At 67.9% G+C, this 22,895-nt stretch carries 25 protein-coding genes; 9 read left to right on the forward strand and 16 right to left on the reverse strand.

What is annotated here, in order from left to right:
- From FSV73_RS19445 to FSV73_RS19465, 5 genes are read left to right on the forward strand one after another with little or no spacing between them, the layout of a single operon-like run.
- Nucleotides 1-939, forward strand: a complete 939-nt coding sequence (locus FSV73_RS19445; RefSeq protein ID WP_145010052.1) for a DUF58 domain-containing protein — start codon at nt 1-3, stop codon at nt 937-939.
- Complete coding sequence (locus FSV73_RS19450) at nt 936-1,430, forward strand: DUF4381 domain-containing protein (protein WP_145010055.1); 495 nt, start codon at nt 936-938, stop codon at nt 1,428-1,430. The genes FSV73_RS19445 and FSV73_RS19450 overlap by 4 nt, the downstream gene beginning before the upstream one ends.
- Nucleotides 1,423-2,421 (forward strand): VWA domain-containing protein, encoded by a 999-nt coding sequence (locus tag FSV73_RS19455; RefSeq protein ID WP_145010057.1) that lies wholly within the window; start codon nt 1,423-1,425, stop codon nt 2,419-2,421. Before FSV73_RS19450 ends, FSV73_RS19455 begins: the two co-directional genes overlap by 8 nt.
- Complete coding sequence (locus tag FSV73_RS19460) at nt 2,418-4,097, forward strand: vWA domain-containing protein (protein ID WP_145010060.1); 1,680 nt, start codon at nt 2,418-2,420, stop codon at nt 4,095-4,097. The genes FSV73_RS19455 and FSV73_RS19460 overlap by 4 nt, the downstream gene beginning before the upstream one ends.
- The gene (locus FSV73_RS19465; RefSeq protein WP_145010063.1) at nt 4,094-5,674 is read left to right on the forward strand and encodes a BatD family protein; all 1,581 of its coding nucleotides are present in this window, start codon (nt 4,094-4,096) and stop codon (nt 5,672-5,674) included. Before FSV73_RS19460 ends, FSV73_RS19465 begins: the two co-directional genes overlap by 4 nt.
- Here FSV73_RS19465 and FSV73_RS19470 read toward each other — a convergent pair.
- Entirely contained in the window at nt 5,662-6,327 is a 666-nt protein-coding gene (locus tag FSV73_RS19470) for a YceH family protein (protein ID WP_145010066.1), read from the reverse strand. The two genes, FSV73_RS19465 and FSV73_RS19470, sit on opposite strands and share 13 nt — an antisense overlap.
- 259 nt (nt 6,328-6,586) lie before the next feature.
- Nucleotides 6,587-7,492: a drug/metabolite exporter YedA gene (gene yedA, locus FSV73_RS19475; protein ID WP_145010069.1), complete on the reverse strand. Its 906-nt coding sequence runs from the start codon at nt 7,490-7,492 to the stop codon at nt 6,587-6,589.
- 154 nt (nt 7,493-7,646) lie between these two features.
- Between yedA and FSV73_RS19480 the strand changes: the two genes are divergently transcribed.
- Nucleotides 7,647-8,084 (forward strand): Lrp/AsnC family transcriptional regulator, encoded by a 438-nt coding sequence (locus tag FSV73_RS19480; protein WP_145010072.1) that lies wholly within the window; start codon nt 7,647-7,649, stop codon nt 8,082-8,084.
- Nucleotides 8,085-8,146: 62 nt separating this feature from the next.
- Here FSV73_RS19480 and FSV73_RS19485 read toward each other — a convergent pair whose 3' ends face one another.
- The gene (locus FSV73_RS19485; protein WP_145010075.1) at nt 8,147-8,932 is read right to left on the reverse strand and encodes a DUF2076 domain-containing protein; all 786 of its coding nucleotides are present in this window, start codon (nt 8,930-8,932) and stop codon (nt 8,147-8,149) included.
- Between the two features lie 288 nt (nt 8,933-9,220).
- On the opposite strand from FSV73_RS19485, the gene FSV73_RS19490 reads away from it, so the two are divergent.
- On the forward strand, nt 9,221-9,787 hold the full coding sequence (locus tag FSV73_RS19490; protein ID WP_145010078.1) for a cysteine hydrolase family protein: 567 nt from the start codon (nt 9,221-9,223) through the stop codon (nt 9,785-9,787).
- Nucleotides 9,788-9,817: 30 nt separating this feature from the next.
- Nucleotides 9,818-10,462, forward strand: a complete 645-nt coding sequence (locus tag FSV73_RS19495) for a YciC family protein (RefSeq protein WP_145010081.1) — start codon at nt 9,818-9,820, stop codon at nt 10,460-10,462.
- A 9-nt stretch (nt 10,463-10,471) separates the two neighbouring features.
- Here the strand turns inward: FSV73_RS19495 and FSV73_RS19500 are convergent, their stop codons facing one another.
- The gene (locus tag FSV73_RS19500; protein WP_145010084.1) at nt 10,472-11,011 is read right to left on the reverse strand and encodes a DUF2058 domain-containing protein; all 540 of its coding nucleotides are present in this window, start codon (nt 11,009-11,011) and stop codon (nt 10,472-10,474) included.
- Between the two features lie 171 nt (nt 11,012-11,182).
- On the opposite strand from FSV73_RS19500, the gene FSV73_RS19505 reads away from it, so the two are divergent.
- Entirely contained in the window at nt 11,183-12,106 is a 924-nt protein-coding gene (locus FSV73_RS19505; protein ID WP_145010087.1) for an aspartyl/asparaginyl beta-hydroxylase domain-containing protein, read from the forward strand.
- Nucleotides 12,107-12,140: 34 nt separating this feature from the next.
- Here FSV73_RS19505 and FSV73_RS19510 read toward each other — a convergent pair whose 3' ends face one another.
- The 12 genes from FSV73_RS19510 to fleN all read right to left on the reverse strand — a co-directional run bounded on the left by FSV73_RS19510 (nt 12,141) and on the right by fleN (nt 22,870).
- Entirely contained in the window at nt 12,141-12,557 is a 417-nt protein-coding gene (locus FSV73_RS19510) for a DUF2802 domain-containing protein (protein WP_145010090.1), read from the reverse strand.
- Nucleotides 12,557-13,036 carry a chemotaxis protein CheW gene (locus FSV73_RS19515; RefSeq protein WP_007160357.1) on the reverse strand — a complete coding sequence of 160 codons (480 nt, stop codon included), beginning with the start codon at nt 13,034-13,036 and terminating at the stop codon, nt 12,557-12,559. The genes FSV73_RS19510 and FSV73_RS19515 overlap by 1 nt, the downstream gene beginning before the upstream one ends.
- A gap of 73 nt (nt 13,037-13,109) precedes the next feature.
- Complete coding sequence (locus FSV73_RS19520; protein ID WP_145010093.1) at nt 13,110-14,030, reverse strand: chemotaxis protein CheW; 921 nt, start codon at nt 14,028-14,030, stop codon at nt 13,110-13,112.
- A 57-nt stretch (nt 14,031-14,087) separates the two neighbouring features.
- Entirely contained in the window at nt 14,088-14,876 is a 789-nt protein-coding gene (locus FSV73_RS19525) for a ParA family protein (protein ID WP_145010096.1), read from the reverse strand.
- A 35-nt stretch (nt 14,877-14,911) separates the two neighbouring features.
- Nucleotides 14,912-15,775: a flagellar motor protein MotD gene (gene motD, locus FSV73_RS19530; protein ID WP_145010099.1), complete on the reverse strand. Its 864-nt coding sequence runs from the start codon at nt 15,773-15,775 to the stop codon at nt 14,912-14,914.
- A gap of 11 nt (nt 15,776-15,786) precedes the next feature.
- On the reverse strand, nt 15,787-16,527 hold the full coding sequence (locus tag FSV73_RS19535) for a flagellar motor protein (protein WP_145010102.1): 741 nt from the start codon (nt 16,525-16,527) through the stop codon (nt 15,787-15,789).
- 34 nt (nt 16,528-16,561) lie between these two features.
- Complete coding sequence (locus FSV73_RS19540) at nt 16,562-17,686, reverse strand: protein-glutamate methylesterase/protein-glutamine glutaminase (protein WP_145010105.1); 1,125 nt, start codon at nt 17,684-17,686, stop codon at nt 16,562-16,564.
- Between the two features lie 82 nt (nt 17,687-17,768).
- The gene (locus tag FSV73_RS19545) at nt 17,769-20,006 is read right to left on the reverse strand and encodes a chemotaxis protein CheA (RefSeq protein ID WP_145010109.1); all 2,238 of its coding nucleotides are present in this window, start codon (nt 20,004-20,006) and stop codon (nt 17,769-17,771) included.
- A 26-nt stretch (nt 20,007-20,032) separates the two neighbouring features.
- Nucleotides 20,033-20,821, reverse strand: coding sequence for a protein phosphatase CheZ (locus tag FSV73_RS19550; RefSeq protein ID WP_145010112.1), 789 nt, complete (start codon nt 20,819-20,821; stop codon nt 20,033-20,035).
- Between the two features lie 19 nt (nt 20,822-20,840).
- On the reverse strand, nt 20,841-21,215 hold the full coding sequence (locus tag FSV73_RS19555) for a chemotaxis response regulator CheY (RefSeq protein ID WP_169853335.1): 375 nt from the start codon (nt 21,213-21,215) through the stop codon (nt 20,841-20,843).
- Nucleotides 21,216-21,302: 87 nt separating this feature from the next.
- Nucleotides 21,303-22,043, reverse strand: a complete 741-nt coding sequence (fliA, locus tag FSV73_RS19560) for an RNA polymerase sigma factor FliA (protein ID WP_027597968.1) — start codon at nt 22,041-22,043, stop codon at nt 21,303-21,305.
- A complete protein-coding gene (gene fleN / locus FSV73_RS19565; RefSeq protein WP_145010115.1) occupies nt 22,040-22,870 on the reverse strand; it encodes a flagellar synthesis regulator FleN in 831 nt (276 codons plus the stop codon). Before fleN ends, fliA begins: the two co-directional genes overlap by 4 nt.
- Between the last annotated feature and the right edge of the window lie 25 nt (nt 22,871-22,895).

The following is a 22,895-nucleotide window of genomic DNA, read 5'->3' on the forward strand; positions in this document are numbered from 1 at the left end:
ATGGCCGAGCGCGACGGCGTGACCCTGGGCCTGGCCGAGCTCATCGAGATGCGCCACCGGGTGGTCGAGGTGCAGCTGTTTTCCGCCGCCGGCCGGCGCAGCCCGCTGATCGGCCTGCACCACTCGCGCCTGCGCGGTCGCGGCGTGGACTTCGACCAGGTCCGCGCCTACCAGCCCGGCGACGACGTGCGGGCCATCGACTGGCGCGTCACCGCGCGCACCCGCGAGCCCCATACCAAGCTGTTCCACGAAGAACGCGAACGCCCGGTCTATCTGCTGCTGGAACAGAGCCCGCGCACCTTCTTCGGCACCCGCCAGCAATTCAAGTCGGTCCTCGCCGGCCGCCTCGCCGCCCTGATCGGCTGGGCGGTGCTGGAGCACAACGACCGCATCGGCGGCATGATCTTCGGCGGCGAGCGCCTGCACGAGGTACGGCCGAGACGCAGCAAGCAGAATCTGCTGCGCTTCTTCGATCATCTGATCAACGCCAACCGGGTGCTGCAGGATCCGGCGTTGGCGCAGGTGCCGCGCATCAGTTTCAACCAGGTCCTGCGGCGGGCCCGCGAGGTGCTGCGACCCGGCAGCCTGGCGCTGGTGATCTGCGACGAGCGCAGCCTGGACGTGGCCACCGAGCAGCATCTCACCCTGCTCTCCCGGCACAGCGACCTGGTGCTGCTGCCGCTCTCCGATCCCCTCGACCATGAATTGCCGCAAGCCGGCCTGCTGCGCTTCACCAGCGGCCAGGCCGAGGTCGAGCTGGACACCGATCGCGCCGACGTGCGCCAGGGGTACGCCGAACAGGCCGCCCAACGCCGCGAACGCTGGACGCAGCTCAGCCTGCGCCTGGGCATCCCGCTGCTGCCGCTGTCCACGGCGGACGACCTGGTCGAGCAGCTGCGCCATCTGCTGCGCCAGCACCGCCCGGGGTACGCTTCGTGAGTCCCGGCGCACCCAACCTCGACCCGCTTCGCCTGCCGCCGGAGGCGCCCTTCTGGCCGCCGGCCCCGGGCTGGTGGCTGCTGGTGCTGGTCGTGGTGGCGCTGGCCTTCTTCCTGCGGCATCGCCACGGCCGGCGGCCGCTGGTGAGCGCGACCGTCGCCGAGCCGAGCCCGGAAGAGGACCTGCGCACCACCGCCCTGGCCGAGCTGGAGCGCCTGCCGCGTCCCTATGGCGCCCCGGCCGGGCCCTGGCTGCAGGCCCTGAATGCCCTGCTCAAGCGGCTCTGCCGCGCCAGCTATCCGGACCAGATCAGCCAGACCCTCAGCGGGCGCGACTGGCTGGCCTTTCTCGATTCACGCTGTCCGGCGGCCGGCCTGACGCGCTACATGATCCTGGTGGATGGTGGCTATCGCCCGGATCTCCGGCTCGAAGACCGCATCATCGATGGCCTGCAGGACGCCGTCGCCACCTGGATCCGCAAGCATGTTTGAATTCGCCTGGCCCTGGCTCTGGCTGCTGGCGCCGCTGCCCTGGCTGCTGCGCGCGCTGTTGCCGGCGGCGGACAGCGGCCAGGCGGCGCTGCGCGTCGACTTCCTCGGCGAACTCGAACACCTCGGCGGTCGGGTCAGCCGCGCGGGTGGCCTCGCCGGCGCCCGCCGGCTGCTGCCCTATCTGCTGGGCTGGCTGCTGATCCTGGCGGCGGCGGCCCGTCCCCAGTGGGTGGGGCCGCCCCAGCCGCTGGACGTCAGCGGGCGCGACCTGCTGCTGGCGGTGGATATCTCCGGCTCGATGGACACCCCGGACATGCTGCTGGGCGACGAGAACGTCAGCCGCCTGACCCTGGTCAAGCAGTTGCTCGGCCGCTTCATCGACAGCCGCCAGGGTGACCGTGTCGGGTTGATCCTGTTCGGCTCCCAGGCCTACCTCCAGGCACCGCTGACCGCCGACCGCCGGACGGTGCATGCGCTGCTGGAGGAAGCCCAGATCGGCCTGGCCGGGCGCAACACCGCAGTGGGCGATGCCGTGGGCCTGGCGGTCAAGCACCTGCGCAAGCGCCCGGACAATAGCCGGACGCTGATCCTGGTCACCGATGGCGCCAGCAACGGCGGCGTGGTGACACCCGCGGTGGCCGCGACGCTGGCGGCCAGCGAGCGGGTCCGCGTCTATACCCTGGGCATCGGCGCCGAACCGGACGCCCTGGGCGCCGGCGCGACGCCCAGCGACCTCGACGAACCCATGCTGCGGCATCTCGCCGACGTCACCAACGGCGCCTACTTCCGGGTGAGATCCAGCACCGAGCTGGCGGCGGTGTCCCGCCAGCTGGACCGCCTCGAACCCATCCGCCAGCAGCCCGACCAGGCGCGCCCCACCCGGGAGCTCTATGCCTGGCCGCTGGCCCTGGCGCTGCTGCTCGGCCTGGCGCTGGCGCTCGGTCGTCTGCCCTGGCCGGGGCACTGGCGACGAGGAGGCAAGGCGCCATGAGCGACTGGCTGCCGCTGTTCCTGCGTCCGGCCTGGCTGCTGGCGATCCTGCCGGTCGCCCTGGTGCTCTGGTCATTGCGTCAGCGCCGTCATCGCCATGGCCGCTGGCAGGCGCTCCTGCCCCCCGCCCTGCACCCCTGGTTGCTCAGCGACAGCGAACGCCAGCGCTCGCCCCTCGGCCTGGTGCTGCTGGGCAGCGCCGGGCTGCTGGCCTGCCTGGCCCTGGCCGGGCCCAGCTGGCAGCAGGGCGAACAGCAGAACTTCCGCCGCAACGATCCGCTGGTGGTGGTGCTGGCCCTGACCCCGGAATTGCTCGCCACCGACGTCGTCCCCAACCGCCTGCTGGCCGTGCAGCGCAAGCTGCAGGACCTGCTCAGGGCGCGCCAGGACGGCGAGACCGCCATCGTCGTCTATGCCGGCAGCGCCCACACCCTGGTCCCGCTGACGGACGACCGGGCGACCATGGACAACCTGCTCGCGGCCCTGCGTCCGTCGATCATGCCGGTACCCGGCCAGCGCGCCGACCTGGGCATCGCCCAGGCGCTGGAATTGCTCGGCCCGGCGCCCAGCCCCAGCGCCCGCCTGCTGCTGATCGCCAGCGACCTGGACGACCGCGAACGCCTGGGTATCGAGCAGCAGCTGCAGGGCCGGCTGCGCCAGCTGGCGATCCTCGGGCCGGGTACGCCCCAGGGGGCTCCCGTGGCCGCCGAAAGCGGCAACTATCTCAGTGATGCCGCCGGCGGCATCCGCATCGCACGCCTGGACGAGGGCCGGCTGCGCGACGTTGCCCGGGCCCTGGGCGGGCGCTACGAGCGCCTGCAGCGCGACGATGGCGACCTGCGCCAGCTCGGTCTGCTGCAGCGACCCGACGATGTCCGCGCCAGCGATGGCCAGGGCCCCTCCGGCTGGCGCGACCAGGGCTACCTGCTGCTCCTGCCCCTGCTGGTGCTGGTGGCCTGCGGCGCCCGCCGCGGCTGGCTGCTGTGCCTGCCCTTCTGTCTGCTGCTGACGCCGCCGCCGGCGCAGGCCGGCAGCTGGGACGACCTCTGGCTGCGACGCGACCAACAGGGTCTGCAACTGCTCGCCGACGAGCAGCCCGCCGCCGCCGCCGATCTCTTCAGCGACGAGCGCTGGCGCGGCGTCGCGCTCTACCGCGCCGGCGACTACGGCGGCGCCGCCACCGCCTTCGCCCGGGATCCTTCGGCGGACGGCCACTACAACCGCGGCAATGCCCTGGCCATGGCCGGTCGCCTGGAGGAGGCCCTGACTGCCTATCGGGCCGCCCTGGTCTTGCGTCCGGACCTCGCCGCCGCCCTGCGCAATCGCAACCGCCTCGAGCGCCTGCTCGCCCAACGCGCCGCGGCCCAGGCCGAGGCCGCTGCCCGCCAGCGCAAGGCCCAGGCCCAGGCCTCCAGCCAGACCAGCGCCCAGGCGGACGAACCGGCCAGCACCAGCACCGCCACCCCGGAGACGACCGCCACGGCCAGTCCGCAGCGGCAGGCCCAGGCCGGTGCGGACTGGCTGGTCAGCCCCGCGTTCGCCGACGATCCGCTGGCCGAGGAACAACGCCAGGCCGCTGAACAGTGGCTGCGGGAGATCCCGGACAATCCGGCGGAGCTGCTGCGCCGCAAATTCTGGTACCAACAGCAACAACGCGAGGAGAACGCGCTGCAATGAAGGCCCACCCGTTGCTCCTGCCCCTCGCGCTGCTGGTGCCGCTCGCCCAGGCGGCCGACCTCAGTGCCCGGCTGGAGCGTAGCCAGGTCAGCGAGAACGAGACCCTCGAACTCATTATCGAGACCACCGATCCCGCCCAGTTCGGCAAGCCCGACCTGCAGCCACTGGCGCAGGACTTCAAGGTGCTCGGGGTGCGGCAGAACAGCCTGCCGCCCGGCGAACGGGTGACCACCCGCTGGAACGTCACTTTGCAGCCCAAGGCCACAGGCGCCCTGACCATTCCCGCCCTGACCCTCGACGGCGCCCGCAGCGAACCCTTGACCGTCACCGTGGCGGCGACCGCCGCCCGGCGCCAGACCCGCGAGCCGGTCTACCTGGAAGCCTCGGTGGATCGCCCCCGGCTCTATGTGCAGGCGGAAACCCTCCTCACCATCCGCCTCTACCATGCCGTGGCGCTCTACGACGATCACGTGCTCACCCCGCCCGCCCCCAAGGAAGCGCGCGTGGACCTGCTGGGTACGCCGCAGGTGTATGAGCGCGATGTCGACGGCGTGCGCCACGGGGTGATCGAATGGCGCTACGCCATCCATCCACTGCAGAGCGGCACCCTGGTCCTGCCACCCCAGACCTTCAGCGCCACCCTGGCGGGCGGTATCGCCGACAGCTCGCGCGCCGGCCAGCCGATCCAGTTGCATACGCCGGCCCTGACCCTGGACGTCCAGCCACAGCCCGCCAGCTACCCCCCGCAGACGCCCTGGCTACCGGCACGCAGCCTGAGCCTGACGCAACAGTGGAATCCCGCCCCGGAAGACGCTCGCGAAGGCAGCGCCCTGACCCGGACCCTGCAACTGCGCGCCGAAGGCCTGGCGCCCGGCCAGTTGCCCCCGCTGGTGCTGCCCGACGTCGAGGGCGTGAAGCGCTATGCCGAGCAGCCGCGGCTGTCCATGCAGACCCAGGCGCGGGGGCTGGTGGGGCAACGCGAAGAACGCATCGCCCTGATTCCCGCCACCACCGGTGACAAGCGGCTGCCACCGGTGGAGGTGGTCTGGTGGAACACCGAGACCGACACCCTGGAGCGGGCGACCCTGCCGGCCCAGACCCTGGTCGTCGCCGAGGATCCGACACTGCAGCCCGTCGTGGCACCGGCGACGAAGTCGACCAGCAGCGACCGGGGCCTCTGGCGCTGGCAACTGGCGACCGCGATCCTGGCGCTGACCACCCTGCTCGGCTTCGGCCTCTGGTGGCGCGCCCGGCGCCAGCCGGCGGTGCTGCCGAGCGTGCCGGATGTCGACAGTCGTCTGCAGCGCGAAGAGCTGCGCCGCGCCTGCCAGAGCAACGACCCCCATGCCACCCGCCATGCCCTGGACGCCTGGGCCCGCCAGCAGCCGGAAACCCTGGCGGCCATGGGCGCCCGCTTCGAACCGCTGGCGGCCGCCCTCGACGACCTCAATGGCGCGCTCTACAGCGAGGCCGGCCAGCGCTGGCAGGGCGAGACCCTGTGGCAGGCGATCAACGCCCTGCCGCCGCTGACGCCGGCGGCGGTACATGACACCCTGCCGCCGCTCTACCCGCGCTGAGCGGCTTCTTCCAGGCGCGCCAGGCGCTCTTCGAGCGCCACGATCCGGGCTTCCAGCGCCTCGAGCCGGCCTTCGCGGCCGCCACCGGACCCGCCGCCGTCCGCCGCGCTGCCCAGCTGGGCGACCTGCGCCTCGCGCTCGGCGGCACTGCCGAACAGATGCAGATAGCGCTCCTCGCGCTGGCCCGGTTGCCGACCGAGGCCGATGGCCAGGCCGCGGGCGATCAGCCGCTCCAGGTGATGGCGAACCTGCTCGATGTCATCGAAGGCGTGCAGGCGAGCGCTGCGGCTGAGCAATTCGCCCAGGGTCTGGGGACCCCGCAGGAACAGCAGCGCGCAAAGCACCCATTGCGGTGGCGGCAACTCCAGCGCCTTGTCCAGGCGCTGTTCCCAGCGATCCGCCCGGCTGCCCATGACCAGGCGGGCCAGGCCGCGCTCCTCCAGCCGCCGCAGCCCCTGCCCCACCTCGCCCGGGGTGAGATTCAACACCGGTTCGCGACTGGTCTTCTGGTTGCAGGCCAGCACCAGCGCATTGAGGGTCAGCGGATAGGTTTCCGGGGTGGTCAGCTGCTTTTCGATCAGGCTGCCGAGGACGCGGAGCTCGGCGACCTCCAGCGGCGCTTCGGCAAAGGCGGGGGTGGCTTCTGGACTCATGGCGGACTCCGCAAGGATGACGCGCCAGCCTAGCCTGACCTCAGGGCCCGTTCAACGTCTCGCGAGCGAGAGCCAAACAAGGCCTAGGCAGCCCCACGAAAATGGCCGAAGAAGCGGATCGGACTGGCGCACGACCGGGCTCGCAAACGAGTTCACGAGTGGTAAACGAGCATCGCGACGGGGCCGCCCAGGTGAGGCCGGCCTTCCAGGCCCTTTTCGACGCCGTTCGGCCGACGCGCCGCAGCCTTTGAGCAGGCTGTCAGCGGCGTCGCCACTGCGGCAGCCCGATCAGTACCACGGCGCCGACGATGACCAGCATCGCCAGCATCTCCGCCGGACCGATGCGCTCGCCGACGAACAGGGTACCGAGCAGCACCGCCACCACCGGATTGACGTAGGCGTAGCTGGTGGCCGCGGCCGGCCGCACCCGCCCCAGCAGATAGAGATAGGCGCTGAAGGCGATCAGGGAGCCGAACACCACCAGGTAGCCCAGCGCCAGCCAGCCACCCAGACCGGGCCAGTGCTGCAACCGCTCGCCACTCAGGTAGCTGGCGCCAAGCAGGACCGCGCCGGCCACCAGCATCTCGACCGCACTGGCCATGGCGCCTTGCGGCAACGGCAGGTAGCGACTCCAGATCGAGCCGAAGGCCCAGGCCGCGGCGGCCAGCAGGATCACCGCCGCACCCAGCGGCGTCGCGCTCAGGGTGCTGCCCAGGTTGAGCAAGGCGATCCCGACCAGTCCCAGGGCGATACCCGCCCACTCCAGCAGGGTGTTGCGCTGCCCCCAGAGCAGACCGAACAGCAGCGTGAACAGTGGCACCGTGGCGATGGACAGGGCGGCGATGCCCGAGGTCACGCCCCAGTGCTCGGCCAGGGTCACCCCGCCGTTGCCGACGGCCAGCAGCAGGATACCGATCACGCCGGCGGCCAGGGTCTCGCGCAGGGTCGGCCAGGGCGCGCCGCGCCAGCGCAGCCAGCCCAGCAGCAGGGTTCCGCCGATCAGGAATCTCAATCCCGCCATCAGCAGCGGCGGCCAATGGCCTATCCCGATACGGATCACCAGATAGGTGGAGCCCCAGACCACGTAGAGGGCGAAGAAGGCCGCCACCAGGGGCAGCCAGCTGGGCAGGCGCGGCGCGGTGCAGGGTGAGACGGAGGTATCCATGCGCGAGAGGGCTTCCAGGGGTGTCAGGTCGACATTGTAGAAGCGGACGCGCGGCCAACTAAGATAGAGTCGCCGGAGAAAAGCCCCGACCAACCTTGGATTCGGCGGTATTTAGCCACAAGTGCCTTCGATTCGAAGGCTAAGGGAGTAGCTCTTGGATCACCTGGATCGACGCCTCATCGACCTGCTGCTGGTGGAAGGCCGGGCCAGCTACGCCGAGCTGGGGCGACGCCTGGGCCTCTCCGCGCCGGCCATCGCCGAGCGCATCGCCAAGCTGGAGGACGCCGGGATCATCACCGGCTATGGGGCCCGCATCGACCGCCGTGCCCTGGGCTACGGCACCGAATGCCTGATCTCCCTGCGCCTGCACACGACCGCCCAGGGCCCCCTGCTGAAAAAGCTGGAAGCCCTGCCCCAGCTGCTCGCCTGCCACCGGGTCACGGGTGAAGACTGTCTGATGCTACGCGCCGCCGTACGCGACATGGGCGAACTGGAGGCCCTCATCGATCAGCTGACCCGCTTCGGCATGAGCCGGACCGTGGTGGTGCTGTCGACCCCCTTCGAGCGCCCCCTGCCGCTCCTGCCCGGCTGACGGCGTGCACAAAAAAGCCCCGGTGCCTCGCGGCACCAGGGCTGGCGGAGCGCGAGGTTCGGTCAGATGAAGGAGTCGTCGTCGCCACTGTCGTCGAAGAAGCCGCCACCGCCGCCGGTATCGCCATAGTCGGCGGCGTCCTGGAAGCCGCCATTATCCTGATAGCCACCGGCATCCTGGAATCCGCCGCCATTGTCGTAGCTGGCGTTGTCCGCCCAGCCTCCCTGGGAGCCGGTATCGGCCAGGCCCTGGTCGGCAGCCGGGGTCTCGTTGATGACGTTGACGATCTCCTCGGGCTGCGAGTGGTGGAACAGGCCCGAAATCGCCTGGGCCGCCAACACACCGCCGGCCACCCCGGCCGCGGTCTGCAGCGCGCCGCCCATGAAGCCGCCCATGCGCGAGGGCGCTGCCTGGGGCGCGCCATAGCCCGGCGCGGGCTGGGCATAGCCGGGATTGGGCTGGGCATACCCCGGATTGGCAGGCCGCGAGGCCGCCGGACCCGGATCATTCCAGCCACGCGACGGCGCGGCATTGGCCGGTGCCTGGCCGCCCGCTGGCTGGCTGCTACCGCCACCGAACAGGCTGGACAGGAAGCCACCGCTGCTCGGACGGTTCTGCTGCAGCTGGGCCATCTGGCTTTCCAGCTCCTTGACGCGCTGGTCCAGCCGCTTGATGGCGGCCTCCTGGATCAGCATCGCCTGGGCCATGTAATAGGGCGCCGCGGGTTGCTCGCGCAGGCGCTGCTGGATCAGTGCCTCGGCTTCCCGGTCACGGGGCGCGGTCTGCGACTCCGTGGTCTTGAGACGGTCGAACAGACCCTCGATCAGCTGGCTTTCTTCGCGTTGCATGATGACCCTCCCGCAGACGGTCTACTGACGGCGTTCCCCACGGGAACGGCCTGGATATCGAAAGGCGCAAGGTTGCGCGCTGCTAAGCCAGATAATGGCGAAACCAAGGCTTTTCAAGACGGACAAGCACTACGTTCAGCCTGGATTCAGCCAGCCGCGCTGGCGCGGCGATGAGCCCTGTCCATCTGAAGGGGCGCCACGGCGGCGAGTTCCGGGCTGGCCGCCGCGACTGGACAACCGGCCGGCGCTGCGGGAATCTGACTTCCCCCCCGCCCCCGAGGCTCGCCCATGGCGCCCGTGCTCCTTCTCATCGACCAGCAGCAAGGCATCCGGGCTGCACACCTGGGCCCCCGCAACCATCCCGACGCCGAGCTGCGCATGGCCGAGTTGCTGGCCGCCTGGCGCCAGGCCCGGGCCCCGCTGGTGCACGTCCGCCATCTCTCCCGCGATCCGCGCTCGGTGTTCTGGCCGGGCCAGCCCGGTGTGCTCTTCCAGCCGAACCTGGCGCCGCTGCCTGGCGAGACGGTATTCGACAAGCAGGTACCGGACGCCTTCATCCACAGTGCCCTGGAGCGCTGGCTGCTGCAGCGTGGCATCGAGGACGTGGTGATCTGCGGCGTAGCCAGCGAGAATTCCGTGGAAGCCACGGCGCGCAGCGCCGGCAACCTCGGCTTCCGTACCTGGGTGGTCGAGGACGCCTGCTATACCTTCGCCAAGACCGACTACGCCGGTCGCCCGCGCAGTGCCGAAGAGGTCCATGCGATGGCCATGGCCAACCTGCAGGGTGAATACGCGACCGTCAGCGCCAGCGCAGCCCTGCTCGAACGCCTGCGAGCGGACGGGTCGGCCTGCTAGACTGGCCGCTTGCCCGTCCGGAATAGCTGCATGACCCCCGTCGATATCCTGCGCGACTCGCTCTCCTTCTTCGCCCGCAACCTGCGTCCCCTGGCCGTCCTCACCCTGCCCTGGCTGCTGCTCGAGGCCCTGTTGCGCTATCAGGTGCTGGAACGCTTCGGCGTGAACGGCGGACTCTGGGACATGCTGGTCAGCCTGCTCTGCTATCCGCTGTACACCGCCGGGCTGCTGATCTTCCTGGAGGCGCGGACCCAGGGCACCACCCCGCGGCTGAGCGGGGCCTGGGGCGCCGCACTGTTGCTCTGGCCGCGCTTCGCCCTGCTGGCGGCGATCACCTCGGGGCTGGTGATGCTGGGCTTTTCGCTGCTGATCGTCCCGGGCTTTCTGATCATGGCCAAGCTGGCCTTCGCCGAGAACCTGCTGGTGCTGGAAGGCCGGGCACCGCTGGATGCGCTGCGCGGCAGCCTGCGCCTGACCCGCGGCTATTTCTTCACCCTGCTGGCCTGCATCCTGGCCACGGTGCTGCCGGCCTGGCTGCTCGATGGCTGGATCACCCGCCAGTTCGCCGATGCCGCGGCACTGGAGATCGCCCTGCAGACCCTCTCGGGCTTCCTGCAGCTGATCCCCAGCATCGCCGTCTATCGCCTCTACATGCTGGTCAGGCAGAACGCCTGACCAGGCGCCTTACCACATCAGGTCGTCCGGCACCTGATAGGCCGCGTAGGGATCGTCCGGATCCGGCTCGCCGCTCTGCACGTTGAGCAGCACCACCCGCTTGGGATCGCGCTCCTGGATGCGTTCGGCGGTGGCCCGCGGCACCACCTCGTAGCGGCCTTCGTAGCGCACGATGGCCAGGCTGCCCTTGCTGAGCTTGTCTCTCATCATGACGTTGACCGACAGGCGCTTGACCTTCTTGTCGTCGACGAAATTGTAGTAATCCTCGGTGCTCAGCTTGGGCAGGCGGCTGGTCTCGATCAGTTGCTTGATCTGCGCCTGCTCGGCCTTGCGCTTCTTCTTGTCTTCCTGGGCCCGATTGAGCTCCTGGTCCTTGGCCAGTTTGTCCGCCTGGGCCTGCTGGACGGCCAACTCCTGGGAGCGATCCTTTTCCGCCTGCCCGCGATGCTCCATGCGGTTCTGCTTCTGCTTCTGCTTGACGGCCTGCTTGGCCTGCTTTTCATTGACCAATCCGGCTTTCAGCAGCTGGTCGCGTAGGGACATGCTCATCGATACGACTCGTCTAGATCATCCAAGAGGGCGCGGCTCGGGAGCGGCCGCGCGCCAGGGTGTCCATCCTGCGCAGCCGACGAACCGAGTGCAAGCCTTTCGCGGGGGTGAAATAATGCGACCATTACCTATCCCGCCCCTGGTTAGGGCGCTGCCGATAAAAATTCGCCCATGATTACTCTCGCGATCGTCCTGCTCTTCGTCGCCAGCGTGCTCTTCGTCCACCTTCGCGGACAAGCGCGCCTGCCCTTCCTGCGCCAGTTGGTCAACCACTCGGCGGTCTTCGCCCCCTACAACGCCCTGATGTACCTGTTCTCCAGCGTACCGTCCAAGCCCTACCTGGATCGCAGCCGCTTTCCGGAGCTGGACGTGCTCAAGGACAACTGGCAGGAGATTCGCGTCGAGGCCCTGCGGCTGTTCGACGAAGGCTATATCCGCGCGGCTGAGAAGGACAACGACGCCGGCTTCGGCTCCTTCTTCAAGAAGGGCTGGAAGCGCTTCTACCTGACCTGGTACGGCGAGCCGCTGCCTTCCGCCCAGACCCTGTGCCCGCGTACCGTGGAACTGGTGCGGCAGATCCCCAACGTCAAGGGCGCCATGTTCGCCCTGCTGCCCGGCGGCAGCCATCTGAATCCGCACCGCGACCCCTTCGGCGGTTCGCTGCGCTATCACCTGGGCCTGGCCACGCCCAACTCGGATGCCTGCCGCATCTACGTCGACGGCCAACCCTACGCCTGGCGCGACGGCGAGGACGTGATGTTCGACGAAACCTATGTGCACTGGGTGAAGAACGAGACCGACCAGACCCGCGTTATCCTGTTCTGCGACGTCGAGCGGCCGCTGCGCAATCGCCTGCTGACCCGCCTCAACCAGGCGGTCAGCCGCTTCCTCGGCAGCGCCACGGCGCCGCAGAACGTCGAAGGCGAACGCGTGGGCGGTATCAACCAGGCCTATGCCTTCAGCAAGAGATTCGGCGACCGCATCGGTGGCGGCGTGAAGAAATTCAAGCGGCGTCACCCCAAGGCCTATCGCATCGCCAAGCCGGTGCTGGCCGTGCTGGTGGTGATTGCGCTGTACCACTGGATCGTCAGCTAGGGCGGCGATCCCATGCGGGCAGCGGTAAGGGCGCTTAGCCGGAACGCTGCTGGCGCTGCCGATGCAGTCGGGCGACCAGCTCGGCTTCGGCCTGGGAGAGACCACAGGCCTGGGTGAGATCGTCGGCGCTGGCGCCGAGACCCACCAGGCGGGCGGCCTGGGAGAACGACAGACTGGTGGGGTCGCTCTGTTCGATCTGGGTCAGACGATCGGGCAAGGGCGCGACCACCTGGGCCAGGCCCTGCACCTGCTCACCCATGCGCACCTGGCCGGCCTGGTAGGTTTCCAGGCGCTTGAGCAGGATCTGCATGCGCTTGTCGACGAGGGCCTCCCGCTCGGCCAGCTTGGCCGTCTGCTGGCGCTGGCGTTGCCAGAGCAGCCAGCAGCAACCGCCGAGGCCGGCGCACGCCAGCCCCAGCGCCACGCTGAGCAGGATCAGCCCGACGAGCATCAGATGCTTTCCAGCTCCGACCACTCTTCTTCGGTCATCAGCTTGTCCAGCTCGACCAGGATGAGCAGCTCGCCGTTCTTGTTGCACACGCCCTGGATGAATTTGGCCGATTCGTCGTTGCCGACGTTCGGCGCGGTCTCGATCTCGGATTGGCGCAGATAGACCACCTCGGCGACGCTGTCCACCAGGATGCCGACGACCTGCTTGTCGGCCTCGATGATGACGATGCGGGTGTTGTCGGTGACCTCGGTGGGCAGCAGGCCGAAGCGCTGACGGGTATCGATCACCGTCACCACGTTGCCGCGCAGGTTGATGATGCCCAGCACGTAGCTCGGCGCACCGGGGACCGGGGCGATTTCGGTGTAGCGCAGGACTTCCTGGACCTGCATCACGTTGATGCCATAGGTCTCGTTATCCAGGCGGAAGGTAACCCATTGCAGGACCGGATCTTCGGAACCCTGTGCGGACGTTTTTTTCATGTTCCCTAGCCTCGTCAAATACCGCACGTGCGGCGAAGCGGGCGAACCCGCTGGTTAGTTGCGGCGGGCGGCCCTAGCGACGGCCACCCACCACCTGTTCAGCGAGCGCCGCTACATCCAGCAGCGCACACATCTGATCGATCACCGTCCCGGCCAGCCAGGGACGGGTGGCTCGCTGGTTCCGCCATTTGACCTCGGCGGGATCCAGACGTACCGAGTGGCTGACCCCATGCACCGCCAGGCCCCAGTCCAGGCCCTGCAGCGATATCACGAATTTCAGCCCCTCGCGATAGTCGTCGCGGTAGCGTTCGGGCATCACCCAGCGCGCCGCGTCGAGCACCCGCAGATTGCCCGCCTGGCAGGGTAGCAGGCCCAGGAACCAGTCTGGCTGACCGAACAGCGGCGTCAACTCTTCGTCGGCGAGCGGATAGATGGAGCCCAGGCACACCAGGGGCGCGGCCAGGGTGAGGCCGGCCACGTCGAACAGCAGGCACTCGAAGGGCTCCTCGCCCCATTCGGGGCGGCCCTCGAGACGCACCCCAGCGGGCGGCACGCCACCGGCGAGCGATGCCTGTGGTGCCTCGCTGCCGAGGGCGATACCAGCCACCGCCGGACGGACCGGCTCGGCGACCGGCGCCAGCGCGGGGACGCGCCAGTCCAATTCGATGTCGCTTTCCGGCAGCACCAAGGGCTGGGGCGCTGGCAGCAGCACCTCCGGCAGGGGGCGCTCGGCCAGGGCCACTCCGGCGCGGCGCGCGGCCAGCGGCACCACGCGGGGCGGGCGCGCCGCATCCCGCTCGAGCTCCTCGCGCACGGCCGCGGCGAATTCGTCTTCGCTCACGCTGGCGATCGGCTCGGGCGGCGCGACCACCGGCGCCACGACGGGCGCGACGTCGGCGGTCGGCAGCTCCAGGAACGCGTCCAGCAGCAGGGCATCGAGATAGCCTTGCAGGACCCGCTGAGGGCGATTGTCGAGGGTCGTCGGTTGGCTCATGGCGATCTACGTGAGTGAGTTGTCCAGCCTATCGGCCGGCGAGGTGGAAAACTTGAATCAGGCGACCTGGGTACTGGGCGCACCCTCTAGCAGGTGCCGCAACAGCGCCCGGTAGGCGATCACCCCACGGCTATTGGCTTCGTAGCGCGAGGGAACCTGTCCGGAACGACTGGCATCGCGCAGCCGGGTGTCGATGGGAATGAACGCCTGCCACAGCTGTGCCGGATAGGTATGGCGCAGGACCTTGAGGGTGCCGATGGAGGCCTGGGTGCGGCGGTCGAACAGGGTCGGCACGATGGTGTAGGGCAGCGCCTGCTTGCGCGAGCGGTTGATCATGGTCAGGGTGTTGACCATGCGTTCGAGGCCCTTGAGCGCGAGGAATTCGGTCTGGGTCGGAATCACCAGGTGCTGGCTGGCCGCCAGCGCATTGACCATCAGCACCCCGAGCAGCGGCGGGCTGTCGATCAGCACATGGTCGAAGTCGTTCCAGAGTTGCGCCAGGCTCTTGGAGATCACCAGGCCGAGGCCGCTCTGCCCCGGCGACTGGCGCTCCAGGGTAGCCAGCGCGGTGCTGGAAGGCAGCATGGACAGCTGCGGGTGACTGGTGGGTAGCAGCAAGCGCTTCGGCAGCCCTTCGGGAACCTGGCCGCCATGCTGGAACAGGTCGAACACGCTGTGCTCGAGGCTGTCCGGATCCTGACCGAAATAGCTGGTCAGGGAGCCGTGGGGATCGAGGTCCACCAGCAAGACGCGCTTGCCCTCATCGCCGAGCAGACCGGCGAGGGCAACGGTGGTGGTGGTCTTGCCCACCCCACCCTTCTGATTGGCGACAGCCCAGACTCTCATGTGCAGACTTCCTCCCGACGACACGACCGGCCGGGTCAAGGGGCCGGCATGGCGGCCGGCGACGAAGATTTGACGGGCGCCACCTTGGGCGCCGGTTCTCCAGGCGATGCTGCAGATTGTGTGCCAGTCGACGGATTTTGCAAACTGCTCTGCGGCCGGAACAGGTTGAGATTACGCGATATCAGCAGCACCACTCGCCGGTTGCGCGCCCGGCCGGCCTCGCTGCCATTGTCGGTGACCGGCTGATAGGCCCCGTAGCCCACCACCGCCAGGCGTTGCGGCGCGATGCCGTTGCCGATCAGCAGGCGCACGATACTGGCGGCGCGCGCCGCTGACAGCTCCCAGTTGGTGGGATAGAGCGCCGTACTGATGGGGCGGTCATCGGTGTAACCCTGTACCTGGACCGGATTACCGAAGGGCGCCAGGATCTTGGCCACCTTTTCCAGCAGGCCGAAGGCGGGATTGCTCGGCAGGGCATCGCCACTGGCGAAGAGCAGATTGGAGCTGAGCTCGATTTCCAGCCACATCTCGCTGGCCCGGATGTTCAGTTGATCGCCGGCGATGAGATCGCCGAAGGTGGCCCGCACGCTGTCGGCGATCTGCTGCAGCGGATCGGCGGCGGCGCTCTTCGCCGGCTGGCCGGCGTTGGCTTCCACCACCGCCGGTGTCACGCCCGTCGGCCGCTGATCGCCGATGGGAATGGGTTTGAGCGAACGATCCGGCTGGCTGAAGATGCCCGAGAGGCTGTCCGAGAGCACCCGGTACTTGCTCTCGTTCAGCGAGGAAATGGAATACATGACCACGAAGAAGGCGAACAGCAGGGTGATGAAGTCCGCGTAGGAGACCAGCCAGCGCTCGTGGTTCTCGTGCTCCTCGGGACGGCGGCGACGACGAGGCATGCGGGGCTCTCCTAGTCCAGGAAACCTTGCAGCTTCATTTCGATGGAGCGGGGATTCTCGCCCTCGCCTATAGACATCAACCCTTCCAGCAGCATTTCCCGGTAGCGGGACTGCTGCTGCGCCAGCGCCTTGAGCTTGCTGCCGACCGGCAACAGCAGCAGGTTGGCGAAGCCGACACCATAGATGGTGGCGACGAAGGCCACGGCGATGCCGCTGCCCAATTGCGAAGGATCGGCCAGATTCTGCATGACGTGGATCAGACCCATCACCGCGCCGATGATGCCGACCGTGGGCGCATAGCCCCCCATAGCCTCGTAGACCTTGGCAGCGGCGAGGTCACGGTCTTCCTGGCCGTAGAGGTCCACTTCCAGAATGCTGCGCAGGGCTTCGGGCTCGGTACCGTCGACCAGCAGTTGCAGGCCCTTGGCAGCATAGGGATCGGCTTCCCGGGCGACCAGCGGCTCGAGGCCGAGCAGGCCTTCCTTGCGCGCCACGGTGCTCCAGTTGACCACCTTGCGGATGCCACCAGGGAGGTCCAGGCGCGGCGGCACGAACACCCAGGCCAGCATGGTCAGGGCCCGTCGCAGCACCGGCAAGCGGGTCTGCAGCAGCACGGCGCCCAGGGTACCGCCGACCACGATCAACGCCGCCGGGGCGTTGGCCAGGGCGGCGAAGGAACCGCCTTCGAGCAGATTGCCCCCCATGATGGCGGTGAAGGCCAGCAGGATGCCGATGAGGCTGAGGACGTCCACGCTCAACGACCTGCTCGCGGGGGAACGCCTGCCGTCACGAACAGGCCTCGGTCAGGTGCCGGCCGATATCGTCCAGGCCATAGATGGCATCGGCCAGGTTGGCCTTGGCGATGGCCATGGGCATGCCGTAGATGACACAGCTGGCTTCGTCCTGGGCCCAGACCTGGCTACCCACCTGCTTGAGCATCCGCGCGCCTTCCCGGCCATCGGCGCCCATGCCAGTGAGGACCACCGCCAGGACCTTGTCGGCATAGGCCTTGGCGGCCGAGCCGAAGGTCACGTCGACGCAGGGCTTGTAGTTGAGGCGCTCGTCACCGGGCAGGATCTTCACCGTGCCACGGCCATCCACCATCATCTGCTTGCCACCGGGTGCCAGCAGGGCCAGTCCCGGGCGCAGCTGGTCGCCATCCTCGGCTTCCTTGACGCTGATGCGGCAGAGTTTGTCGAGGCGCTCGGCGAAGGCCTTGGTGAAGGCGGCGGGCATGTGCTGGATCAGCACCAGCGGCGCTGGGAAATTGGCCGGCAGCTGGGTCAGGACCCGCTGCAGCGCCACCGGGCCACCGGTGGAGGTGCCGATGGCCACCAGCCGGTAGTGCTTGCGCTTGGGCGGCGGTGACGAGGGCGCAGCCGGGGCATGCGGCGCCTGGGCCTGGGCGCCGGCGCTGGGCGCCGGACGCGCGGCCGGACGGGCACTCGCCGGGGCAGCGGGTGCCCCAGCGGCCGGCGCGGCGGCGACGCTGGGCGCCACGGCGAAACGCCGGTTGGAACGGGCGATATGATGGATCTTCTCGCACAGCAGCTTCTGCACGCTGGCCGGATTGCGCGAGATGTCCTCGAAATTCTTCGGCAGGTAGTCGACCGCGCCGGCATCCAGGGCATCCAGGGTGACCCGGGCGCCTTCGTGGGTGAGCGAGGAGAACATCAGTACCGGGGTCGGACACTGCTGCATGATGTGGCGAACGGCGGTGATGCCGTCCATCATCGGCATCTCGTAGTCCATGGTGATGACATCGGGCCGCAGCGCCAGGGCCTGGTCGACCCCTTCGCGCCCGTTGCTGGCCGTGCCCACCACCGAGATGTTGGGATCGGCCGCCAGGATTTCCTTGAGCCGACGCCGGAAGAAGCCGGAATCGTCCACCACCAGTACTTTTACCGGCATACCTTGAAACTCCTAACCTGGGGCGGCGCAGGCCACCCGAAGGCGCCGGGCGCAGGCCCGACGCCGCTCGTACTCGGCCGACTCAGAGCCCGCGACGGGCGTAGCGCTTGAGCATGCTGGGCACATCGAGGATCAGTGCGATGCGGCCATCACCGGTGATGGTGGCGCCGGACATCCCGGGGGTGCCCTGCAGCATCTTGCCGAGCGGCTTGATGACCACCTCTTCCTGGCCCACCAGTTGATCGACCACGAAGCCGATGCGCTGGGTGCCCACCGAGAGAATCACCACGTGGCCCTCCCCTTGCTCGACGTGGGCCGCATTGGGCACCAGCCAGCGCTTGAGGTAGAACAGCGGCAGCGCCTTGTCGCGCACCACCACCACTTCCTGGCCGTCCACCACGTTGGTGCGGGACAGGTCAAGGTGGAAGATCTCGTTAACGTTGACCAGCGGGAAGGCGAAGGCCTGGTTGCCCAGCATCACCATCAGCGTCGGCATGATCGCCAGGGTCAGGGGCACCTTGATGACGATCTTGGAGCCCTGGCCCTTGGTCGAGAAGACGTTCAGGGTCCCGTTGAGCTGGCTGATCTTGGTCTTGACCACGTCCATGCCCACGCCACGGCCGGAGATGTCGGAGATCTCGGCCTTGGTGGAGAAACCCGGGGCGAAGATCAGGTTGAAGCATTCGGTCTCGGTCAGGCGGTCGGCCGCGTCGCGGTCCAGCAGGCCCTTCTCCACCGCCTTGTTGCGCAGCAGGTCCGCGTCCATGCCCTTGCCGTCGTCGGAGATCGACAGCAGGATGTGGTCGCCTTCCTGTTCCGCGGAGAGCACCACGCGCCCGGCGCGGGACTTGCCGTTGCCTTCGCGCTCGGCCGGCCCCTCGATGCCGTGGTCGACCGCGTTGCGCACCAGGTGCACCAGCGGATCGGCCAGGGCCTCGACCAGGTTCTTGTCCAGGTCGGTTTCTTCGCCGACCAGCTCCAGGTTGATCTCTTTCTTCAGGCTGCGCGCCAGGTCGCGGACCAGGCGCGGGAAGCGACCGAAGACCTTCTTGATCGGCTGCATCCGGGTCTTCATGACCGAGGTCTGCAGATCGGCGGTGACCACGTCGAGGTTGGACACTGCCTTGGCCATGGCCTCGTCGCCGCTGTTCAGGCCGAGGCGCACCAGGCGGTTACGCACCAGTACCAGCTCGCCGACCATGTTCATGATCTCGTCCAGCCGCGCGGTATCGACCCGTACGGTGGTCTCCGCTTCGCTGGTGGGGCGCTCGGCCGGGGGCGCCGCTGCCGGCTTGGGCGCGGCGGCCTCGGCCACGGCAGCGGGTTTCGGCGCAGGCGCCGGTGGCGCAGCGGCTACCGGTACCGCGGCAACCGGTGCCACGACCGCTTCGGCCGCCGCGGCGGGTCCGCTGAACTTGCCCTTGCCATGCAATTCGTCGAGCAGGGATTCGAATTCGTCGTCGGTGATGTCGTCGCCACCGGCCGCTGCCGGCGCCGCGGCAGCGGGCGCGGAGGCAACCGATGCTGCAGCCTCGCTCGCCACGAACTTGCCTTTGCCGTGCAGCTCGTCGAGCAGGGCTTCGAATTCGTCGTCGGTGATGTCGTCGCCGCTCGCGGCGCCGGCTGCGGGAGCAGCGGCCACGGCGGGGGCGGTCGGCGTCGCCGCCGGGGCATCGTTGAACTTGCCCTTGCCATGCAACTGATCGAGCAGGGCTTCGAACTCGTCGTCGGTGATGTCGTCGCCACCGGCGCTCGCGGTGGTTTCCACCGCAGCGCCCGGCTCGCTGCCCAGGGCATCGAGCAGATTCTGGAAATCGGCGTCGCTCAGTTCCGGCGTGGCCGCCTCGGCGGCGACCGGTGCGGGCGCTGGCGCAGCCACCACCGGCGCGGCAGGCACGGGGGCGACCGGGACCGGAGCCGGCTCGCTGCCGGCCGGATCGGCCAGCCGGGCCAGCGCCGCCAGCAATTCGGGCGTCGCCGGGGTCGGTTCCTGGCGCTCCCGGACCTGACTGAACATTTCGTTGACGGAATCCAGTGCCTGCAGCACCACATCCATCAATTCGGCATCCACGCGGCGTTCGCCCTTGCGCAGGATGTCGAACACGTTTTCCGCGATATGGCAGCACTCGACCAGGGTATGGAGCTGCAGGAACCCGGCACCGCCCTTGACGGTATGGAAGCCACGGAAAATGGCGTTCAGCAGATCCATGTCATCCGGGCGGCTTTCCAGCTCGACCAATTGTTCCGACAACTGTTCGAGAATCTCGCCGGCCTCTACCAGGAAATCCTGGAGGATTTCTTCATCGGCGTCGAAGCTCATTCCTGCACTCCCCAAAAGGGTCTGGGTCAGAAGCCCAGACTGGATAGAAGATCGTCGACGTCGACCTGAGCAGCCACAACGTCTTCACGCTTATCGGCATGAATCTGCGGACCTTCACCCTTCATCGTCTTTTCTTTTCGATTCTGTTCGATCAGCGCGGTGTGATCGTGACTGAAGCCGGTGTAACGATCGACCTGGCTGGCCATCATCACCAGCTTGACGAGGTCTTTCTCGATCTGGCCAACGAGGTTCACCACGCGCTTGATCACCTGACCGGTGAGGTCCTGGTAGTCCTGCGCCAGCAAGATGTCGTTGAGCTTGGCCGACAATTGTCCGGCGCTGCTCTCGCTGTGGCTGAGGAAGGTGTCGACGCGCTTGGCCAATTCGCGGAATTCGTCCGCGCCCATTTCCCGGCGCATGAACTTCTTCCAGTCGGCGTGCACGGCGCGCGCCTCGTCGCCGAAGTTGCCCACCAGGGGCGCGCTCTCCTCCACCAGATCCATGGTCCGGTTGGCGGCGTTCTCGGTCATCTTCACCACGTAGGAAAGACGATCGGTGGCATCGCTGATCTGGGAGACCTCTTCGCCGGCCATGCCGCGCGGATCGATCTCGAAGTTGACGATGGCGTTGTGCAGCTCGCGGGTCAGCTTGCCGACTTCCTGGTAGAGACCCCGGTCGCGAAGCTGATTGAGTTCATTGATGACCTGCACGGCCTGGGCGAAGTCGCCGCCCTCCAGGCATTTCACCAGTTCCTGGGCGTGCTGTTTTAGATTCGACTCGAAGTCGCTGAAGCTGTTGCTGCCAACCTGATCCATAACGTCCCCGCGGCTTTCTTCAGCCGTTCACCCGCTCGAAGATCTTGTCGATCTTTTCTTTCAGCACCTGGGCGGTGAAAGGCTTGACCACATAGCCGTTCACCCCGGCCTGAGCGGCTTCGATGATCTGCTCGCGCTTGGCCTCGGCGGTCACCATCAGCACCGGCAGGGTCTTCAGGCGGGCGTCGGCACGGACCTGGCGCAGCAGGTCGATCCCGGTCATGCCCGGCATGTTCCAGTCGGTGACGAGAAAATCGAAGTTGCCGCTCTGCAGCATCGGCAGCGCGGTGTTGCCGTCATCCGCTTCGGCGGTGTTGGTGAAGCCCAGATCGCGCAGCAAATTCTTGATGATGCGTCTCATCGTGGAAAAATCGTCCACGATGAGGATTTTCATGTTCTTGTCCAAGTCGACCTCCGTCCTAATCCGCACACACGCCGTGAGGCGCGCCTAAGCAATCGTAGTAGCCTGAGTACCAGCCGGTTAACGCGAACGCCATTCCGCCAGCCGCGCCCGCAGGCGTGCCGCGCATTGACTGTGGAGCTGGCAGACGCGTGACTCGCTCACGCCCAGTACCTCGCCGATTTCCTTGAGGTTGAGTTCCTCGTCGTAATACAGCGAGAGCACCAGGCGTTCACGCTCCGGAAGATTGGCGATGGCGTCGGCCAGGGCCTTGCGGAAGCGCTCGTCTTCCAGACCGCGACCGGGTTCGAGTTCATGCGAACCGCTCTCCTCGAGCCCATGCTCACCACCCTCCATGAGGTCGTCGAAACTGAACAGGCGACTCCCCATGGTGTCGCCAAGGATGCCGTAGTACTCATCCAGACTCAATTTAAGTTCGGCCGCGACTTCGGAATCTTTAGCGTCGCGACCGGTGCGCGCTTCCACCGCCCGAATGGCGTCGGTGACCATGCGCGTGTTGCGGTGCACCGAGCGCGGTGCCCAGTCGCCCTTGCGGACCTCGTCGAGCATGGCGCCACGGATGCGGATGCCGGCGTAGGTCTCGAAGCTGGCGCCCTTGCCCGCATCGTATTTGCGCGAGGCCTCCAGCAGGCCGATCATGCCGGCCTGCATCAGGTCTTCGACCTGCACGCTGGCTGGCAGCCGCGCCAGGAGGTGGTAGGCGATGCGTTTCACCAACGGCGCATAGCGGTTGATGAGCTGCTCCTGCTGGGTACGTTCCGAGGTTTTGCTGTACATGCGAAGCCCGCTGGATGCTGTCATGCGTGGGTACCGATGGCTGGTTGCACAAGGCGCTCGACGAAAAACTCGAGATGGCCGCGCGGATTGGCCGGCAGTGGCCAGCCATCGACTTTCTGAGCCACCGCACGGAAGGCCAGCGAGGCCTTGGCACGCGGAAAGGCTTCGAACACGGGGCGCTGTTTCTGCACGGCTTTGCGCACCGCTTCATCGAACGGAATGGCACCTACGTACTGCAGGGCGACATCCAGGAATCTGTCGGTCACCTTGGTCAGCTTAGCAAAGAGATTGCGGCCTTCCTGGGGTGTCAGCGCCATGTTCGCCAGGACCCGGAAACGGGTGACGCCATGGTCGCGATTGAGCAGCTTGATCAGGGCGTAGGCATCGGTGATGGAGGTGGGTTCGTCGCACACCACCACCAGGACTTCCTGGGCGGCGCGCACGAAGCTGACCACCTGATCGCCGATACCGGCCGCGGTGTCGACGATGAGCACGTCGAGGTTCTCGCTGATGTCGCTGAAGGCCTGGATCAGGCCGGCGTGCTGGGCCGGCGTCAGATTGACCATCGCCTGGGTGCCCGAGGCCGCTGGGACGATGCGGATGCCGCCCGGTCCCTGCAGCAGGACGTCGCGCAGGTCGCACTCGCCGGAGATGACGTCGGCCAGGGTGCGCTTGGGCGAGAGCCCCAGCAGAACGTCGATGTTGGCAAGGCCCAGGTCGGCGTCGAGCAGCATGACGCGCCGCCCGATATCGGCCAGGGCCAAGGCCAGGTTGACCGACACGTTGGTCTTGCCGACACCGCCTTTACCGCCCGTTACCGCGATGACTTGGACGGGATGCATGCTACCCATTGCCTGATACCTTTGATTGAAATCC

This window comes from Pseudomonas oryzihabitans (assembly GCF_007665395.1).
Classification (GTDB): Bacteria; Pseudomonadota; Gammaproteobacteria; order Pseudomonadales; family Pseudomonadaceae; genus Chryseomonas; species Chryseomonas psychrotolerans_C.

Coding starts and splice junctions, on each gene's coding strand:
- FSV73_RS19445 (WP_145010052.1), top strand. CDS start 1: ATGGCCGAGCGCGACGGCGTGACCCTGGGCCTGGCCGAGCTCATCGAG.
- FSV73_RS19455 (WP_145010057.1), top strand. CDS start 1,423: ATGTTTGAATTCGCCTGGCCCTGGCTCTGGCTGCTGGCGCCGCTGCCC.
- FSV73_RS19460 (WP_145010060.1), top strand. CDS start 2,418: ATGAGCGACTGGCTGCCGCTGTTCCTGCGTCCGGCCTGGCTGCTGGCG.
- FSV73_RS19465 (WP_145010063.1), top strand. CDS start 4,094: ATGAAGGCCCACCCGTTGCTCCTGCCCCTCGCGCTGCTGGTGCCGCTC.
- FSV73_RS19470 (WP_145010066.1), bottom strand. CDS start 6,327: ATGAGTCCAGAAGCCACCCCCGCCTTTGCCGAAGCGCCGCTGGAGGTC.
- yedA (WP_145010069.1), bottom strand. CDS start 7,492: ATGGATACCTCCGTCTCACCCTGCACCGCGCCGCGCCTGCCCAGCTGG.
- FSV73_RS19485 (WP_145010075.1), bottom strand. CDS start 8,932: ATGCAACGCGAAGAAAGCCAGCTGATCGAGGGTCTGTTCGACCGTCTC.
- FSV73_RS19490 (WP_145010078.1), top strand. CDS start 9,221: ATGGCGCCCGTGCTCCTTCTCATCGACCAGCAGCAAGGCATCCGGGCT.
- FSV73_RS19495 (WP_145010081.1), top strand. CDS start 9,818: ATGACCCCCGTCGATATCCTGCGCGACTCGCTCTCCTTCTTCGCCCGC.
- FSV73_RS19500 (WP_145010084.1), bottom strand. CDS start 11,011: ATGAGCATGTCCCTACGCGACCAGCTGCTGAAAGCCGGATTGGTCAAT.
- FSV73_RS19505 (WP_145010087.1), top strand. CDS start 11,183: ATGATTACTCTCGCGATCGTCCTGCTCTTCGTCGCCAGCGTGCTCTTC.
- FSV73_RS19510 (WP_145010090.1), bottom strand. CDS start 12,557: ATGCTCGTCGGGCTGATCCTGCTCAGCGTGGCGCTGGGGCTGGCGTGC.
- FSV73_RS19515 (WP_007160357.1), bottom strand. CDS start 13,036: ATGAAAAAAACGTCCGCACAGGGTTCCGAAGATCCGGTCCTGCAATGG.
- FSV73_RS19520 (WP_145010093.1), bottom strand. CDS start 14,030: ATGAGCCAACCGACGACCCTCGACAATCGCCCTCAGCGGGTCCTGCAA.
- FSV73_RS19525 (WP_145010096.1), bottom strand. CDS start 14,876: ATGAGAGTCTGGGCTGTCGCCAATCAGAAGGGTGGGGTGGGCAAGACC.
- motD (WP_145010099.1), bottom strand. CDS start 15,775: ATGCCTCGTCGTCGCCGCCGTCCCGAGGAGCACGAGAACCACGAGCGC.
- FSV73_RS19540 (WP_145010105.1), bottom strand. CDS start 17,686: ATGCCGGTAAAAGTACTGGTGGTGGACGATTCCGGCTTCTTCCGGCGT.
- FSV73_RS19545 (WP_145010109.1), bottom strand. CDS start 20,006: ATGAGCTTCGACGCCGATGAAGAAATCCTCCAGGATTTCCTGGTAGAG.
- FSV73_RS19550 (WP_145010112.1), bottom strand. CDS start 20,821: ATGGATCAGGTTGGCAGCAACAGCTTCAGCGACTTCGAGTCGAATCTA.
- FSV73_RS19555 (WP_169853335.1), bottom strand. CDS start 21,215: ATGAAAATCCTCATCGTGGACGATTTTTCCACGATGAGACGCATCATC.
- fliA (WP_027597968.1), bottom strand. CDS start 22,043: ATGACAGCATCCAGCGGGCTTCGCATGTACAGCAAAACCTCGGAACGT.
- fleN (WP_145010115.1), bottom strand. CDS start 22,870: ATGGGTAGCATGCATCCCGTCCAAGTCATCGCGGTAACGGGCGGTAAA.